The sequence below is a fragment of the Streptomyces sp. SA15 genome, from assembly GCF_002291145.1.
Taxonomy (GTDB): Bacteria; Actinomycetota; Actinomycetes; order Streptomycetales; family Streptomycetaceae; genus Streptomyces.
The window spans coordinates 23,345-41,124 of sequence record NZ_NTGE01000215.1 but is presented as its reverse complement, the minus strand read 5'-3'; the positions used below and the strand labels follow the sequence as shown (position 1 = coordinate 41,124).

At 67.9% G+C, this 17,780-nt stretch carries 13 protein-coding genes; 8 read left to right on the top strand and 5 right to left on the bottom strand.

Annotation, left to right across the window (positions count from 1 at the left end):
• Both CLM62_RS46135 and CLM62_RS52555 read left to right on the top strand, forming a co-directional pair.
• Window positions 1-861: an SGNH/GDSL hydrolase family protein gene (locus tag CLM62_RS46135; protein WP_095755892.1), complete on the top strand. Its 861-nt coding sequence runs from the start codon at window positions 1-3 to the stop codon at window positions 859-861.
• 759 nt (window positions 862-1,620) lie between these two features.
• Entirely contained in the window at window positions 1,621-2,379 is a 759-nt protein-coding gene (locus CLM62_RS52555) for a universal stress protein (RefSeq protein WP_257004487.1), read from the top strand.
• Between the two features lie 35 nt (window positions 2,380-2,414).
• Here the strand turns inward: CLM62_RS52555 and CLM62_RS50555 are convergent, their stop codons facing one another.
• Window positions 2,415-2,657 carry a hypothetical protein gene (locus tag CLM62_RS50555; protein WP_179382503.1) on the bottom strand — a complete coding sequence of 81 codons (243 nt, stop codon included), beginning with the start codon at window positions 2,655-2,657 and terminating at the stop codon, window positions 2,415-2,417.
• Between the two features lie 1,090 nt (window positions 2,658-3,747).
• Entirely contained in the window at window positions 3,748-3,954 is a 207-nt protein-coding gene (locus CLM62_RS53380; protein ID WP_373559254.1) for a hypothetical protein, read from the bottom strand.
• Between the two features lie 199 nt (window positions 3,955-4,153).
• Here CLM62_RS53380 and CLM62_RS46105 point away from each other — a divergent pair, with 199 nt between their 5' ends.
• Window positions 4,154-5,329 (top strand): substrate-binding domain-containing protein, encoded by a 1,176-nt coding sequence (locus tag CLM62_RS46105; RefSeq protein WP_095755889.1) that lies wholly within the window; start codon window positions 4,154-4,156, stop codon window positions 5,327-5,329.
• Between the two features lie 38 nt (window positions 5,330-5,367).
• On the opposite strand, the gene CLM62_RS46100 is transcribed toward CLM62_RS46105, so the two are convergent.
• The 3 genes from CLM62_RS46100 to CLM62_RS46090 form a co-directional block, all read right to left on the bottom strand.
• Complete coding sequence (locus tag CLM62_RS46100) at window positions 5,368-6,756, bottom strand: BNR repeat-containing protein (RefSeq protein ID WP_095755946.1); 1,389 nt, start codon at window positions 6,754-6,756, stop codon at window positions 5,368-5,370.
• A gap of 17 nt (window positions 6,757-6,773) precedes the next feature.
• A complete protein-coding gene (locus CLM62_RS46095) occupies window positions 6,774-8,249 on the bottom strand; it encodes a glycoside hydrolase (RefSeq protein ID WP_095755888.1) in 1,476 nt (491 codons plus the stop codon).
• 116 nt (window positions 8,250-8,365) lie between these two features.
• The gene (locus CLM62_RS46090) at window positions 8,366-8,953 is read right to left on the bottom strand and encodes a TetR/AcrR family transcriptional regulator (RefSeq protein ID WP_095755887.1); all 588 of its coding nucleotides are present in this window, start codon (window positions 8,951-8,953) and stop codon (window positions 8,366-8,368) included.
• 175 nt (window positions 8,954-9,128) lie between these two features.
• Here CLM62_RS46090 and CLM62_RS46085 point away from each other — a divergent pair, with 175 nt between their 5' ends.
• The 5 genes from CLM62_RS46085 (at window position 9,129) to CLM62_RS46065 (ending at window position 17,720) form a co-directional block, all read left to right on the top strand.
• A complete protein-coding gene (locus CLM62_RS46085) occupies window positions 9,129-10,244 on the top strand; it encodes a PD40 domain-containing protein (RefSeq protein WP_095755886.1) in 1,116 nt (371 codons plus the stop codon).
• Window positions 10,245-10,592: 348 nt separating this feature from the next.
• Window positions 10,593-12,128 (top strand): right-handed parallel beta-helix repeat-containing protein, encoded by a 1,536-nt coding sequence (locus CLM62_RS46080; protein ID WP_257004485.1) that lies wholly within the window; start codon window positions 10,593-10,595, stop codon window positions 12,126-12,128.
• A gap of 4 nt (window positions 12,129-12,132) precedes the next feature.
• Window positions 12,133-14,349 (top strand): family 43 glycosylhydrolase, encoded by a 2,217-nt coding sequence (locus CLM62_RS52850; RefSeq protein ID WP_373559253.1) that lies wholly within the window; start codon window positions 12,133-12,135, stop codon window positions 14,347-14,349.
• A 95-nt stretch (window positions 14,350-14,444) separates the two neighbouring features.
• A complete protein-coding gene (locus CLM62_RS46070) occupies window positions 14,445-16,370 on the top strand; it encodes a glycosyl hydrolase 53 family protein (RefSeq protein WP_095755884.1) in 1,926 nt (641 codons plus the stop codon).
• 33 nt (window positions 16,371-16,403) lie between these two features.
• Window positions 16,404-17,720, top strand: a complete 1,317-nt coding sequence (locus CLM62_RS46065; protein ID WP_095755883.1) for an RICIN domain-containing protein — start codon at window positions 16,404-16,406, stop codon at window positions 17,718-17,720.
• Window positions 17,721-17,780 lie beyond the last annotated feature (60 nt).

Genomic DNA, 17,780 nt, shown 5'->3' with positions numbered 1-17,780 from the left:
ATGTCAGGCACTGAGACCCGCTATCTGCGCTTCGTGGCCCTGGGTGACAGTCACACCGAAGGGGTCGGCGACGGCGACGATGTGACAGGCCTGCGCGGGTGGGCCGACCGGCTCGCCGAGCACCTGGCTCGGCACAGCCCGCAGCTTCGGTACGCCAATCTCGCAGTACGGGGCCGTCTGGCCGGGCAGGTCCACGCGGAGCAGTTGCCCGCGGCGCTTGCGCTGCGGCCGGACTTCGCGACGGTCGTGGCCGGAGTCAACGACATGCTGCGCCCCCGCTTCGATCCGGATGAGGTGGCCGCGCATCTGGAGGCGATGTTCGCCGCGCTCACCGGCCAGGGGGCGCGCGTGGCGACGCTCACCTTTCCCGACATCGCGCGCGTCACTCCGCTGGCCCGTCCGCTCCGGCCGCGTCTTGAGGCGCTGAACCACCGTGTTCGCGCGGCGGCGCACCGGCATGGTGTCGTCGTCGCCGACGTCACCCTGTATCCGGTGGCCACGGATCCACGCCTGTGGAGTCAGGACCGCCTCCACTCGAGCCCACTCGGCCACCAGCGGATCGCGGCGGCGCTCGCTCACTCGCTCAACGTGCCAGACACTGACGACTCCTGGACGCACCCGTTGCCCGTCCTGCCTGTTGGTCGGGCACGATTCTTGCGTGCCGCGTCAGCCGAGGTGCGCTGGGTCGCCGGATTCCTAGGTCCGTGGATCGGCAGGCGCGCGCGTGGGCGTTCCACCGGAGACGGTCGCGTGGCCAAACGCCCGGACCTCCTGTCCGTCGGCAGCTCCGGCCAACACTTCGGCCGTGCCTTCCAGCGTGGACAAGAGCCCTCCGTCGACCTGGCAGACGCCTCGGAGTAGCGAGATCCGCTTGTCCGAGCATGAGTAGCGGTCGGTGCTTGCCCGAGTCGGGAACGACGAACGATGCCCACTACGTCCTTCAAGGGCACGCGGACGCCCACGACAACCTGCTGTGCATCCAGGTGGCCAAGAACAGGGACGACCCGAACCGGTTAATTACAGCCCCTCGTGGGCCACATTCGACGCCCTGAACCCAGGCACAGTCGATCGGCTGCTGGCCGAGAGGAAGATCACCGACGCTGCTGCGGCTGAGCAGTTCAGGGAGATGCTTCGCAAGGAGCCCTGGAACGGCTCCGCCGTGCACGAAGCAGAGTAGGCCTCTGACGGTCTCCGTCTGCGGCTCGCCACCAACAAGCGAGAGGACCTGATCCAGTGCAACCGTCTGTTCGACGACGACAACGCTCGTGAACTGACGCCGCTGGCTACGGTGCCACGCCCCCCTCATCGGGGGATCCATGTCGGCATTGAGGAATCCGCGATCGGGGGGCAGATCACGGTAAAGGAGTGGCGGGACGCGGCCACCCGCGGCAGGGAGTCGCCGCTGCTGTCGCAGTTGCACCCGGGAGCTCTCGAAGGTTGCAATGCGGTGCGTTCACACGAGGCCGGCCTGTGTGTCCCGATCTCAAGAGCACTCCGGTCCCGGCAGCGCGTCGCAGTCCTGGGAGATCAGCCCGAGGACTTCGCGCTCGCCGAAGCCCTGCGGCAGATCCGCGGCTCGGTGACATGGCTGCCATGGGATGAGCCCGGACTCAGCGACATGTGGTTGTTTCTGGTCGCGTCTCGGACCGGCTGCTGGTGACCAGTGCGTCGCTGAGCACCGAGGAGGTCCAGCAACGTATCGACGCGAGGTGGGAGAAGCGCCCGGTCCGGCAGATCGAGCCGGAAGAGGAGGAACGCCGCTTCGATGTGGTAGCGCCTGAGGAGATCGATCTTGCGCACCCATTCCTGGTGGTGTTGAAGGACGCCTGGGACCAGCCGCGTTCTCTGCCCGTCACGGTGGAACCGGATGGGTCACTTCAGGCATCGCTGTCATTGGCTGCGGAGGTTCCGCGCGGTCTCGATCCGGACAGGCACCGCTGGCAGGTCACTCTCACCGCCGCCAACCATCCGCTTCCCCCACTGGCCGCGTTGGGTTCATCGGCCGTCATCGCAGCGGAGCAGAATCCGTGCGAGACCTTCTTCGCCTTCCACGCCGCTGAGCTGCGCCGTGCACAGCTGCGCGCGGTACACGCCTGGCGGGTGCGTTCTCCCACGGCTTTGCCGAAGGCGCGTGCCCGGCGCGGGGCGGAGGCGGAGCGCGAGCTGGCGGAGCTGCTCGCACCATGGCGCGAGAAGTACCCCACCGCCGTTGTGAAGGAAGAGCTCCACGAGGGATGGCCGGCGGCCGCCGCCGGTGCGGGGCTGCTCGTCGTGGGCAGCCGCAGGCGCCGTGCGGTGGTCGGCCCGCACACCGGGCCGGTCGCGCACGCTCTGATCCACCACGTGCACTGCCCGGTCGCGCTGGTGCCGCACGACTGAGTGTTCGACAACGCCTGTTTGGACCGGGGCGACTGCTACTTCAGCGGTAGGCCGATGCCGTCGAGCGTGAGGAGGCCGTTTTCCCTTTGCTCTTGGAGTTCACCCTGGCGCCACATCGACCGCGTGTCGGCTGCTACCGATGCCTCCGGCAGCAGTTCCCAGTGCAGATCTCCCGAGCTGGAGGCGACGTGCCAGCCGATGAGGCATCTGGTCAACCGATCGAGCACAGCGATGAGCTCCGCGGGAGCGAGTCCGCACTCACGCGCGATCCACTCCAACTCGGCACATCCTCGACCAGCGGAGGCACCTCTGTGCGCCGCAAGGCAGAGAACGGTAAGCCGCACAGAAGCGTCACCGGCGGCCGTACAGACACCGCTCGCCATACGCAGAGCCCAGTCGGCAGCGCTCCTGCGGTCCGGACGTGCGGGACTCTGAGCAAACAAGACGCCGTCGAGGAGCTGGGCGGTCACCACGCCGTCGGCTGCCCCGGTAGCAGTGGGCGTTCTGCGGAGCCAACGTGACTGCTCCAGCTCACTCCACGGAAGTGGGTCACGGCCCAGACGAAGACTGCGCATCACGCCGGCCGGCAGCCGGACTTTCCCTTCTGAGTCCATGCGTAGGGCACACTGCACGGCGAGCAGCCGGGCCGCAGCGCCGGTGTGGCTGGGCAGGGCAGCGGCCAGGTAGCTGAGCATCTCACGCACCCGAGTCTGGTCGCCCGGCCCCCTGGGCCGCCGGTTGCGACGCCGCGCGACGCTGCTGCAGGAAGACGTCATGGTCATCCGCGGGACCGTTTCAGGTACCACGGAGGCTTGCTCCGTCACCGACGCGCATGCCGTACATGCATCGGCAAGCCGCCAGAGGCGGCCGCCCCGCTCGCGGGCGAGAAGTAGACGGACAGGTCCTGCACAGCCACGGTGGCGTGGGTGCCAGCGGCAGCCTCGCTCATGGCACTGGCAGATCCGCATGTATGACGGCAAAGCGTCACGCCGGGCATGACCCACCAGATGCTCAAGCGCCGCTGAGCGCGCGGAAGCGGCCACGAGCACCATGCCCCCGCGGCCGCACTGCTGACAAACAAGCTGCGGCCCGCCGGAACCGGGTCGCAGTTCCACTGTCCAGGCACGCTGCGTCGCTGGGTGTGTTGTACGGAGTCTCATGGAACGCGCGCTCCTCCCAATCGATCCCGCGCTGTCGTCCTCTCCTGTGGGAGCGACGGTCGCACACGGTAGCCACCGGGACGGCGTTGGCGTCCGCGGCGCTGGTCACCCGGATCCCTCGCTGCCACACCTCTTGGCCGACCAGGTCGCGCACGCTGCCCGCGCCGTGCAGTACCGCGCGCAACCTGGGGGCCGCGGCGAGCCGCTGCTAGGTCAGCGCGGGCTCGCCCCATGACGTGAGCAGCACCTCGGCGCGGGCCAGCCGCTCGCGGGATGACTCGCCGTCGAGGTCGTCGGTCCAGCACGGCTCCTCCAGGGTCACCGAGTCGGCCAGCCGCCGCAGCCGGTCCCGGTCGAAGTGCGCCTCGAAGCTGGACTTGCTCATCACGATCAGCGCGCGAGGCTTGGACTGCATCAAGTGCGTGCTCCTCCGCCTCGGGGCACACGCCACCAGGGCGGGTGCCAGTTGTGTTTCCTGAGAGTTCCAGCCAGATGACGCTGAGCCAGAGATAGTGGTCGCCCATACGCAGCCACCAGAGCTCGAACACATACGACATAATCGACCAGACTCGAACATGGCACCCAGCTCCGTACCGAACGGGAGGGGACGACCCATGAGGTCCATCGGAACGCAGCAAATGTTCGCCCTGCAGCGCCGGGAGAGGCTGATGGACCAGCTTCGGTTGCACGGGGCCGTTCGCGTACGCGATCTCGCCCGGGAGCTGTCGGTCAGCGAGCTGACCATCCGGCGGGACATCGCCGCCCTCGCCGATCGCGGTCTGCTGACCCGGGTGCACGGCGGGGCCACGCTGCCGTCGGCGCTGGAGCGGGAGCCGGTGCGCCGACGACGGCTCAAGACGCCCGCGTTCACGCTCGGGATGGTGGTCCCCTCGCTGGATTTCTACTGGCCGCAGATCGTCAGCGGCGCCCGTAACGCCGCGGCCGCGCACGGTGTGAACATGCAGTTGCGCGGCTCCAGTTACGACCGGGCGGAGGACCGCAGGCAAATCGTCCGGCTGACTGAATCGGGCCAGGTGCAGGGGTTGCTGCTGGCGCCGAACCTGGACGGCTACGACCCGCGCGAGACGAACGAAATGATCGACTGGATCAGCAAGTTGCCCATCCCCGTCGTCTTCGTGGAGCGCAAGACACCCGAGTGGACCCCGACGCCGCACCAGCTGGAATGGGTGCGCAGCGACCACGCGCTCGGCCTGGAGATGGCGGTCCGGCACCTGCATGCGCTCGGCCACCGCAACCTCGGGCTCGTCCTGTCCAAGGGCAGCCCCACGTCGGCTCACCTCGCCGTCGGCTGGCACCGCGTCTGCGGCGAGCTCGGCCTCCCCGACGACTTCCTGATACGTGAGAGTATCGCGCTCAGCATGCCCGGGCACCGCGCGATCATCAGCGACATCCTCGATGGCTGCCGCCGCTCACGCACCACCGCACTCATCGTCCACAGCGATCCCGATGCCATCTCGCTGCTCCAGTACCTGACGGAGCGAGGGATCCGCGTTCCCGACGACATGGCGCTCGTCAGCTACGACGACGAGGTCGCCCACCTCGCCGATCCGGCCATCACGGCGGTGCGGCCGCCGAAGGCGCTGGTGGGCCGTATGGCCGTGGAGATGCTGGTGGCACGCCTCCTCGAGGGCAGCCGTCGGCCCGTCGAACGGGCCCTTATCCTCCCGGAGCTGATGATCCGGGCCTCGTCGCTGCCGGGCTCGCCGAACCCGCTGCCCGGCAACGCGAAGCGGTCGGCGCCGCGCCGCTCGCTGCCAGGACAGCGTTGATTCCGGCGGGACGGAGCTCGTCGACTCGCGGCTGACGATCAGCCGAGGCGAACGTCGACCACCCGGATCGGCGACGGTGTGGTGCCGGTCGAGCGCTGCTGGTACTGGAACGACAGGACGCCGTCCACCGCCACTCTGGACGTGTCGACGTTGACCTCGCCGAACGCGTTCATCGACGGCCGGTCGAAGACCAGGGTCCAGTCCTTCCAGCCTTCGGCCTTGCTCGCCGAGACGATCCGGCCGCGCGGCATCACCAGGTAGGCGTTGTCGTTGCGGTCGAAGACCAGTTTCGTGCGCTGCGTGCTGCCCGGTGGGACCGGGACCTCGCGTTTGGTCCAGGTGCCGTTCGCGTTGCGCACGACGTGGAAGGTGCGGCCGTACTGGGTGCGCTGCTGTGCGTAGTTCGAGACGCACTGGGTGAACCTGCCCGGCACGTAGCTGATCACGACGTGGGGTGTGCCGGCGGAGTCCGCGCCTTGGCCCTCCTGGTTCATCAGGCCATGGTTCGGGTCCAGGGGGTCGGCGATCAGGCCCGGCGAGTTGACCGAGACCCGGGTGCCGCCGGTGGTCCCGACGACCGTGCCCGCGCCATTGCGCCAGGTCCGGCCCCGGTCGTCGCTGTAGACGTAACCGGTGTCGTGGTTGCTCAGACCGCCGGGGCTGCACAGCACCCTGGTGTTGCCCTCGCGCCAGGTGAACGCCGCGTGCAGCCGCCCGCGCCGGTCGTAGGTGAGACCGTGCAGGTACATGTTTCGCGTCGTGGAGACGACACCGTTGGGCCCGGTGTAGTTCCCGGTCGCGGACGACCACCCGCCCAGCTTCCGCCAGCTGCCGCCCGTGTACTCGGCCAGCTCGTTCACGCCGTTGCCCGACCCGCCGGTCCGGTAGCTGAACTGCAGCGCGCCCTCGGGCGTCACGACGAACTGCGGGTACGTCATGTTCCCCAGCTCGACGCCCCCAAGAGTCCGCTGCACCGTGCCGAACACCGACGGCGACCACTGGTGTGAGCCGGGCTGGGTGGCGAGCCCCGCCACCGACTTCGTGTAGTACAGCCGGGTGTTGTGGGTGTCCATCGCGACGTGCAGGGTGCCGTCCTGTGGCGAGATGCCGATCGAGATCACGTTGTGCGAATCGTTGACGCTCAGCCGGTGCGGCAGCACGGCCTTCTCCCAGCCGCCCCCGCTCAGCGCACGCCGCGCGATCACGGCGTTGCGGCTGGAGGCGTACCAGGCCGCGTACTGGTACCCGTTGTAGGTGACCAGCGCGTCCTGGAACGCGTTGTTGTTGACCAGCCCGTCGTACGACACGAAGTACAGCGCGGACTGGTCCAGCACGGTATCCGCCAGAAAGGTCACACTCGGCCCCGCCTGTGCGACGGTCGGCTGGGGCTGCAGTTGAGGCTGGAGCACGGAGGCGGCGAGCACCATCGCCGCCACTACGCTCTTCACCGGACCACCCCGTCCACTTGGATCGTCTGTACGGCGCCGGCCGCGAACGGCACGCGTACGAGCTTGCCGCTCACCGTGAGGTCCTGGCGCCGGGTGTACCGGTCACCGGATCCCGAGGTCAGCGTCGACCAGCGGGTGGCCGTGCCGTTCGGCACCGTACCGAACGCCGAGAGATTGAAGGTCAGGGTCTGCGCGGCACCGTTGTTCGCGGCAACGATCACCAGGCGCTGCGCGGCCGGGTCGTGCGCCGCCACCGCGTAATTCACGCCCGTGTTGATGATCCGCATACCGGGCCGGATGTGCCGGGTGAACTGCGCCAGGACGTACAGCTTCGTCTCCACGGCCCCGGCCTGCCCCGAGCTGCCGTCGTAGCGGATCGCGCCCCAGCCGGCCGTCGGGTCCATCACCTGCCAGTAGCACCAGGCCGTCGGCTTGAGCCAGCGGAAGTCCATCAGCAGGCAGCGGGCCGTCATCATGCCGGTGCCGTTGTTGTCACCGTGCTCGGAGTTCCACAGGATCTTGCCCGACGCGCGTACGTCGTTGCCCAGCAGGTCACGGCGGCCGCTGAGGCCTTGGTAGCCGTGCACGTTGACCTGGCGCACCCGGCCCCTGGTGGCCGAGTCGAAGCTGTTCCAGGTGGTGCGGGCGAGGTCGTAGCTCGTCTCGTCGGATGCCGCGACCGCCACCCCGTCCAGGCCCAGCCGGTCCAGCTCGGTGCGCAGGTGGGCGATGACGCTGCGCTGCGTCGTCGCGTCGATGTGGCAGCCCTCCTGCTTGCCGTCGGCCTTCCACCAGTTCGACGACGGCTCGTTGAACGGCTCCACCGTCCGGAAGTTCACGCCCCACTGGTCACGGGCGCGGCGGGCGGTGGCGGCCAGGTGCAGTGCGTGCTGGCGGTGATTCCACGACTGGAGGTTGTTGCCGCCGTCGGCCGCGCCGGACGGGTTGTGGTTGTTGCACATCCACCACATCGGCGAGTTGGCGAACAGCTCGCTCATCGCGCCTCGCTGGGTCGCCTTGACCAGCATCGCGCGCTGCTTGGCGTCGGCGCTCCAGTTCCACGCCGAGGATGCCGGATCCTCGTTGCGCCAGTCCTGCCAGAAACCCTCGATCTGCTTGAACCGCGGGATGTTGGGCGACACGACCATGCGCTCGCCGCCGACGTCGTTCCAGCTGCACGCGCCGAGGTTGTAGCGGACGATGTTCATGCCGAGGCCGGGCAGCGAGGCGCCGTTGTAGCTCACCGTCTTGGTGGAGAAGAACAGGTCGGCGAAGTCATCCCGGTCGCCGAACACATTGGCCCACCATGCCAGGGAGGTGCCCCAGCCTTCCCAGGCGCCCTGGTCGGCGGCGGGATTGATGCCCACGGTAGCGTCGGCCCGCGCCACGCCCGTGCCGAGGGCTCCGGCCACGAGCGTTCCGCCGGCGGCGGTGAGCAGGGTCCGGCGGTTGATTCTTGCCGGTATGTCCATGGCGCTCTCCTCGTGAAGTGATGAGGACACTTCAATGCATGGCGTAGCCCCGGTCCAGGAGACGAACTCAAACAATCAAACTCGAACGGAAACGACCGACGAAGGCAAGGCGCGTGCTAAGCGCCTGCGACAAGGTCGACCAGCGTGGTGATCAGGGCTTCCTCGCCGACCCCGGCGGGCTGGTGTCCGAAGAATCGGACCGACAGGTGGTAGCCGGTGAGCGCGAAGGTAATGACCGCCGCGAGGGCCTCCGCGTCACGCGCCGGGATCGCCCCGGCTGCCATCAAGCCGGCCAGCCGCTGCGAACGGATGCTGACGTTACGGGCGACCAAGAGCTCGTCGAGATGGTCGACCGAGGCTCCGAGATGGTCGCGCTCGCGTGCGACGAGCTCCATGAGCGGGTGGAGCCGCCGCAGATTGCCGAGCCGGCGCTCGAACTCGACCGCGAGCGCGGCCCGCACGTCGCCTCCGGTCTCCTCGGGCTCGGGGCCGGTCTGCCGCTCGGCGTTGGCGCGGTCGACCTCGCGGTCGACGACCGCCTGGAGCACCTCCCCCTTGGACCGGAAGTGCCGATAGAAGCTGCCGCTCCCGGCCGACAGGCCCGCCGACGCCTCGATCTGCGTCACCGTCGTCCCGGCGAATCCCTCCCGCAGGAACAGATCCCACGCCGCGTCAAGGATCCTCGTCCGCGTAGGCACTGGCATAGGTGCGATTGTAAGGACAAGAGGAGGGCCGCCCTCGGGCCGGGGCCTGGGCTCTTCGTGCGATGCAAGAAGATTCTTGCACCGGCACCGTCGGACTGCCAAGCTGCCGAATATGACTACCCGTCACTTACGCATACTCGCGGGATCAATCACCCTTGCGTGCCTGCTGATTCAGGTGCACGCACAGCCGGTCGGGGCCACGGACAAGAACACGTCCTCGGCCGCTGCCGCAGGCCGGCAGCCGCTGCTGGGCTTCGATCCGAACAAGGGCACCCTCGACGGCTCACCGGTCGACCACCTGCCCGACCACATCCGGCTGCTGGACATCCAGCTGCCGAACGACGGCGCACCGCAACGGGCCGACTGGTCTCCCGATGGCAAGCGCCTCGCCTTCCTCGACGCTCCGATCGGTGACCTCTGGGAGCACGACCTGGCGACCGGCGTGAGCCGCAATCTGACCAGGTCGACCGCGCTCCACGGGGGAGTGCTACGGGCGCACCACCTGACCAACGGCGACATCGTCATGTGCGCGGTGGATGAGCGCAGCGCCGAGGACCCCGAGGGTGACCGCTTCCGCGGCGAACTATGGGTGCTCCAGCGGCCCTTGGGTACACGCGGCCCGGTCCGTCTCGGCGAGAGTTGCTGGGAGGGCGTCGCGGTGTCCAAGCAACCTGGTTCCACCCGCATCGCATGGAACCAGTCGACCATTGACTTCACCAGCCCGGACGTGATCGTCGACGCCCTGTTCGGCAAGTCGAAGATTCTGACGGGCCGGATCGTCTACCGCAACGGCATGCCAGAGATCGCCGGCCGGCGGGTTGCCCTCGACAAGCGTGATGTCTCCCTGGCCACGCCGGCCGTCGAGGCTCAGGACTTCCGGTCCCTGCCCGATGGCGACGCCGACCCGGACGACGAACTGATCTTCTCCGCCTACTTCCACAAGGGCGGACAGGCCATGGGCGTCAACCTCAGCACCGGCAGCGTCAAGGATTACGCGCCGACCTCGCTGTTCTACGAGGAAGCCGAAGGCACGGACCCGGCCGGCCGCTACACGATGGTCGAGCGAGACCTCGCCTTCGTCCTGTTCCCCGGCATGGTCGACATCTGGCGCCTCTCGCTGGACGGCTCCGGGACGTTCGAGCGGATGACCACGTTCAACCACTACAAGGGCTTCGGGGCCAACAATCCGGTCGTATCGCCCGACGGCACGCGCATGGCCTTCGGTCTGAAAATCGAGGGCCGCGCGGAGGGCGAGGGCGACGGCATCCTCCTGATGGACCTCCGCAGGTGAGTTGGTTCGTCCCGACGGCCGACGGCGGCCGTCGGGACGGCCTTGCCGGCTCCTGTACGGGCGGGTTGCCCCCGGGCTGCGCCGCTGAATCGTTTATAGCGGTGGCTGCTGAGTGCGTTGGAGTCCGCGGCCTCGCGGTCGCAGTCGCACGGAAGCGGGCAAGGGCTCAGCGCGTCCCCGATCGCCACCGAAGAGCGCGGGTTAAAGCGTTTGCGTGGTCGTTGGAACTTGGGACCGGATCGCCGCGCGATCATCACCTGGGTCGACAACGAAGACGACCGTAGCGCTTGACACGATCACGTCACCGGCAGTAGTAAACGTTTCAACACGTCTTAGACAACGGCGCCCATGCCCGAGCACTCCCATCACTCTCCCGGTCGGCGCCGCACTCCGCGGCGAAGATCGCCCCTCACCACACCGGCGGGCTGGGCCGCCGACGAAATCATGACCGACGGTGATCACCTGGCCTGTCCCTGCACGGGAGGATCTATGAAACGTTCCATCAAGATCTCGATGGCGGTCAGGCAACACGCTGTGGGAACCACGAAGTTCGTCACCCGTGCCCTCCTGGTCTCGGCGGTCACGGCCGGCTCCATCACGATGGTTCCCAGCTCGACGTCCGCGAGTGATGCGGCGGCCGGGAACACCTACTACGTCGCTCCGAACGGGAGTGACAGCGCAGCGGGTACGCAGGCCGCTCCGTGGCGGTCGATCGCCCGTGCGCAGGCTGTCGCCACGGCGGGTGACACGGTCTACTTCCGGGGCGGCACCTACGCCTATACCCGCGCCAACAGCGCCTGTTCGAGCCAGACCGCCAGAGTCGACGCGATCACCCTGAACAAGAGCGGCAGCTCCGGCAACCCGATCCGGTACTGGGCCTATCCGGGCGAGAAACCGGTCTTCGACTTCTCGCGCATGACGGACAACTGCCGTATCAAGGGCTTCTCCGTCACCGGAAACTGGATCCATCTCAAAGGACTGGATGTCACCGGCGTACCGCAGAACAACACCCGGAATGCCGAGTCCTGGGGAATCTGGGTCTCCGGCAGCAACGGCGTCTTCGAACAGATCAATACCCACCACCACATGGGAACCGGCCTGTTCATCAACGGCGGGGCAGGCAATCTCGTCCTCAATTCGGACTCGCACGACAACTACGATCTGCGCAGCAATGACGGGCCCGGCGAGAACGCCGACGGATTCGGTGCGCATTACACGCCGGCCGGCCGGGCCGCAAATGTGTTCCGGGGATGCCGGGCGTGGTGGAACGCCGATGACGGGTTCGACCTCATCTCCACCTACTCGCCCGTGACTATCGAGAACTCGTGGGCCTGGCGCAATGGATACGTGCCGGGGACGACGACGCCCTCCGGCAACGGAGCCGGCTTCAAGTCCGGCGGCTACGGGGGTGACTACCAGGCGAACGCGCCGAAGCACACCGTCCGCTTCTCGGTGGCGTTCCTCAACAGGGCGGCCGGCTTCTACGCCAACCACCACCCGGTGGCCAACGACTTCTTCAACAACACCGGCTACGGAAACCACCCCAACTTCAACATGAGGGGAGTCAACTCGAGCGGCGCCGCCGTCGGCCGGGGCAACCTGCGCAACAACATCGCCTACACCGGAACGCCGACGTCGTACATGACCGGCACGAACGCCGCGTACAACACCTGGAATCTCGGCATCCCCTTGTCGGACTCCCAGTTCCAGAGCGTGTCGACGTCCGGCTGGGACGCGCCCCGCCAGACCGACGGGAGCCTGCCGCTGCTGCCCCACCTCCGGCTCGCAGCGAACAGTGGCCTGATCGACAGGGGCACCAATGTGGGACTGCCCTTCAGCGGAAGTGCGCCGGATCTCGGCGCCTTTGAGAGTGATGGAAGGTGACATCTTGAGGCACAGATCGCGTACTGTCTCGAAGTACTGGAAGTGGGCCGCCGCCGCGGTGTTATCCATGGCGCTGGCGGCCCCGGTGTCGGCGAGTACCGCTGCGGCGGAGGCACCGGTAAAGGAAAAACTGACGGCGCAGGCGCCGGAAAAGGAGGTCCAGGACCGGCGTGCCGCTGCCCCACTGGCGAAGGAGCGCGGCCTGAAACACATCGTGTCCGAGTACCAGACCCGGACTCCGTCGAAGTACACGGCCCGCTCCTGGAAACCCTTCGCCAAGGCGTTGCGGACCGCGGCCGCGGTAGCCGACGACACATCTGCCGGCACGTCGGAAGTCGCCGACGCGAAGACAGCCCTGATGACCGCCGCCGGCGATCTGAAGGCCGCTGACGAAGGCACGTTCCAGACCATCACGAACAACACCTTCTGGAACGACACCGACGGCAACCCGATCTATTCGCAGGGCGGCGGCGTCTTCAAGTTCGGCGACACCTACTACTGGTACGGCGTCCACTACCGGGGCGCCGAACTCTACCGGGCCAATCCGACGAGGAAGTACGACGGCGACGTCAGCTTCGTGTCGATCCCCGTGTACTCGTCCAAGGACCTGGTGAACTGGAAGTTCGAGAACCGCGTCGCGACGCGCTCCACCGGCGTGGGCAGCGGCGCCACCATGGGTGGTGCGGGCTGGGTCGGGCGGCTCGGTGTCTCGTACAACGAGAACACCGGCAAATACGTGCTCGCCACGCAGATGTGGCACACCGGCAGAGGCGGGCACGGCGTCCTGCTGCTGCAGGGCGACTCGCCCACCGACACCTTCGACTACGGCTACTTCCAGACCCAGATCACCAACTCGCCCACGACCGGCACCGGGGATCAGACCGTCTTCACCGACGACAACGGCAAGGACTACCTGATCTTCTCCAACCGCGAAGGACGGTCGCGCGGTTTCGTGGCCAAGTTCCGGGAGTCCGACTCACTGCGGATCGAGCCCGGCGTGGAGATCCGCCGCGGCGCCGGTCGCGAGGGCAACGCCATGTTCAAGCTCGACGGCAAGTACTACCACGCGGCGTCGGACCTGCACGGCTGGAACACCTCTGTCAACTACGTCAATGAGTCGACCAGCAGCAACGTCCAGGGCTCCTACAGCAGCGAGTACGTCCTCGCCGGCACCGAGATGGACTACAGCCACGTGACCCAGACCGGGTTCTTCGTGACGGTCAAGGGCACCAAGCAGAACACGGTGATCTACGCCGGCGACCGCTGGGCCGACTTCGCCTGGAACGGCATCGGGTACAACCAGTGGGTGCCGATCACCAAGACCGGCGCGAGGCCGCAGTTCCACTCGGTGAGCCAGTGGCAGTTCAACGTCACGACCGGAGAGTGGCGTGTCGGGCCGGCGAACAACTACATCCTCAACCCCGACATCCAGGCCGACCGCATCATCGTCTCCAGTGTGCGCGGATGGCGGAACCTCGGCGGTTCGGTGACCAACGTCAACGGTGGTGTGAACGGGTCTCGCTTCGCCCTCCAGGTGAGCAACAGCGGCGGCGTCGAGCAGCGGGTCGCGGCGGTGCCCGCAGGCACCTACACCCTGTCCCTGCACGCCCGGGGCAGCGCCGGACAGGTCGTGATCACCGGCGCCAACGGCAGCCAACGCACCCTTGGCATCCCGTCGTCGAGCGGCTGGGCCAAGCGCGAGCTCACCGGCATCGCGCTGCCCAGCGGGGCCGCCACCGTCACCGTGCGGGCGTCCGGTTCCGGCGGCGTCATCGTCGACCAGCTCTCACTCGTCAAGACCTCCGGCGACACAGCACCGCCAGCGGGGGTCCGCTACGAGGTGGAGACCGCCCCGGCGGAGTGCCAGGGCACGATCGACTCGGATCACTCCGGCTTCTCCGGCAGCGGGTTCTGCAACGGCGGCAATGCCGCGGGCTCGTACGCGCAGTTCACCGTGAACTCGGAGACCGCCCGCACGGCGACGGTGGGGATCCGGTTCGCCAACGCCGCCAGTGCCGGGGCGAGGCCGGCGAACCTCGTCGTCAACGGCACCACGGTGGGACCTGTTTCCTTCGAGACCACCGGCGCGTGGTCGAACTGGTCGACCAAGACCGCAACCGTCTCGCTGAAAGCCGGCAGCAACACCATCCGGCTGGATCCGACCACGGCAGCCGGACTACCCAACATCGACTGCCTCGATGTCGCTGCCCCGGCTGCCTGACCCGCTGCACGCTCTGCCGGTCTCCTCTCCGACCGGCAGAGCGTGCGGCACCGCCTGCCTCGGACCACGACACCGTCACATGGCCAGGAGAAGGAATGAGCAACAAGCGTCCGGCCCGCGTCATCGCAGGCACGACGACGTTGGTCACCGTGGCGTCCGCGACGTTACTCATGGCGCCCACGCCGGCGAATGCGATCTACGGAAGCGCGGACATCAAGCCGATCGAAAGCAATATCGCCGCCAAGGCCTGGGCCTCGGCGACGGCCGGCAGCGGCTCGTCACAGGCCGGGCTGGCCATCGACGGCGACCCGACGACGTCCTGGCACCCCGATCGCGCCGGCGCCCGGCAATGGCTCACTGTCGACCTCGGGGGCGGGTACGACAACCTGCGCAAGGTCAAGGTCATCTTCCCGGACCGTGGCGTGGCCTACCCGTACGTGGTCGAGGCTTCATCCGACGGCCGCCGGTGGAAGACCATCGCCGACCGGTCCCGTAACCGAGCCGTGGCGCGCGGGGAAGTGCACCTGTTCACCCGGCCGGGAACGCGCTTCGTCCGGCTGATGTTCACCGGTGGGCAGGGGAGTGCTCGGGCCGGGGTCAGCGAGCTCCAGGTCTTCAACTACCTGCGCGACAACCTCACCCTCGGTGCCGATCTGTCCTGGGTGGACGACGTCCAGGACCGGCAGTACTGGGTCAATCCCCTGGCCGAGGACCGCGGCGCCGGCCCACACCTGCTCGACGTGGCCAAGGACCGTGGCATGCAGTACGCCCGGCTGCGGATCTTCAACGAGCCGCGCAGCGAGAGCACCGGTAAACCGACGCCGATACCGCGACAGGGTCCGGAGCGCTCACTGACCTCAGCCAAGTGGATCAAGCAGCGGGACATGGGCCTGGGCATCGACTTCCACTACGCGGACTCATGGGCCGACCCGAGCAAGCAGCCGAAACCACGCCGCTGGGCCGAGCTGGAGTTCGCGGACCTGTCCAAGGCCGTGTACGACTACACCGCCGACTACCTGGACCGGCTGATCCAGCAGGGCACCACACCGGAGAAAGTGGCCGTCGGCAACGAGATCATCAACGGATTCATGTACGGCAGCGAGGCGGCCCACATCGGAACCACGAATCCGCCGTATTTCGTCGAACAGGCCGATATCTACCAGTCGAAACCCGGCGGTGGCCTGCTCTGGAAGTACTGGAAGTCAACCGACCCGGCGGAGCGGAAGCTCTACGACGAGTCGTGGGACCGCTTCACCACCCTGGCCGCGTCCGGGATCAAGGCCGTCCGTGACGCGTCACCGAAGTCCAAGGTCGAGATCCACGTGATCGTCGGCAAGGACAACGACGGGCTCGCCAAAACCATGGAGTTCTGGGACCAGTTCCTCACCCGGGTGAAGGCAAAAGGCCAGAACCCTGACGTGCTGGCCATCTCGTACTACCCGGAGTGGCATGGCACGCCCGAGGCGCTGGATCACAACCTCAACACCATCGCCACCACCTACCCCGACTACGAAGTCGACGTCGCCGAAACCGCCTACCCCGCCTCGGGCGGCGACGGCTCGCCGGTGCCCGGCTCACCGTACCCGCGCACGATTCAGGGACAGGCGGATGCCGTCCAGCGGGTCTTCCAGGCCGCCAACGACGTGGTCAACAACCGCGGTTCAGGAGTGCTGGTGTGGGAGCCGGCCGGCTTCCAGCCGATGTTCCGGGCCGTGCCGGAACTGCCGAATACATGGGAGCCGCACGCGTCCATCAACGTCTTCAACGCCAGCCGTGCCAAGCACATCCTCCAGGACACCGTCTACACCGCCACCACGGTGGGTGCCGCCCCGAAGCTGCCCTCCTCCATCCGCATGCTCACCACCGCCAACGACACGATCACCGGCGTCCCCGTCCGCTGGAAGCCGCTGCCGCCCGGCGCGACCGACAAGCCGGGTGAGGTGACGGTCACCGGGATGACCGGCAAGGGACCGGTCACGGCGGTCGTCGACGTCGTCCCCAAAGCGGCGAACAGGTCTTGAGCGCCCCCTATCCCCGTACCCAAGGAGCCATCCATGACCATGCAAAGACGCACATTCCTGCGCATCAGCGCCGTCGGGGCGACGGGCGTGGGTCTGTCACTGCTCGGCACGGGACCGGCACCGGCCGCCGTCAGCCCGCTGGGCACGGCGCCGACCACGCCGTTCGCGGTCGGCGTACGCCGGTACAACTGGACCCGCGGCAGCCGTCCGTGCACCACCTACGTCTACTACCCTGCCACCGGCACCCCGGGCGGCAACCCGGTGACGAACGCCCCGGTTGCGGGCGGTGTCTTCCCCGTCTACAACTTCACCCACGGCTACGGAAGCAGCCCGCAGAACTCCCTGTTCATCATCCGAGCCCTCGCCTCCGCGGGCTTCATCGTCCCCGCCCCGCACTTCAACCACAACTTCAGCGACGTCAACAACGGCAACACCTCCAAGGACGTCTCGCAGGTCCTCACCAACACCCTCGCGCTCAACGCGAGCGGACCGCTGGCCGGGCACATCAATACCGGCATAGGCGTCGGCGTCTCGGGCCACTCCCTGGGCGGCATGGTCACCCACGGCCTGCTGACCTCCTGGCCGGACAGCAGGATCATCTCCGCCAACCCCCAGTCCTGCGTGGACATGGGCAACCCGTCCAGCTCGGTCACGGCCAAGGTCCTGTTCGTGCACGGCGACCGGGACTCCACCACGCAGTACTCCTCGGCCCGGCAGGCGTACTCGGAGATCACCTGGCCCAAGGCGTTCCTCACCTTCGTCGGCGGCAGCCACACCAGCTTCTGGAGCGACCAGCGCTTCCCCAGGACCGTCGTCGACTGGGCCCGCTGGACGATGTACGACGACACCGCCGCACGGGACCGCCTCCCGGCCGACGCGGCCGGATCCAACACCAGGTGGGAAGCCCAGCTGGGCGGCGACACCCCCGGCGGCCCGGCCGTCTACAGCCTGGTGGCCCAGCACAGCGGCAAGGCCGCCGACATCTACGAGGCCTCCACCGCCGCCGGCGCCCGGCTCGTCCAGTACACCGCCAACAGCCGCCCCAACCAGCAGTTCGAGTTCGTGGACGCCGGCGACGGCCACGTCCGCGTCAAGGCCCGGCACAGTGGCCTGTTCCTCCAGCCCGCGGGCACCACGACCGGCGCGGACATCGTTCAGCAGACCGACTCCGGCGCCACCGGCCAGCAGTGGCGCGTCGTCGACCACGGCGGTGACGTGATCAGTCTCGTCAACCGGGAGTCCGGCCTGGCCATGGACGTCTGGCAGTACTCCACCGCCAACAGCGCTCGCATCACCCAGTACACCTACTCCGGCAACGCCAACCAGCGCTTCGCCCGTCGCCGCGTCTGACGTGTGGTGGGGCGGGGCCGATGATCCGGCACCGCCCCACTCCACGCTTCTGGAGGTCGA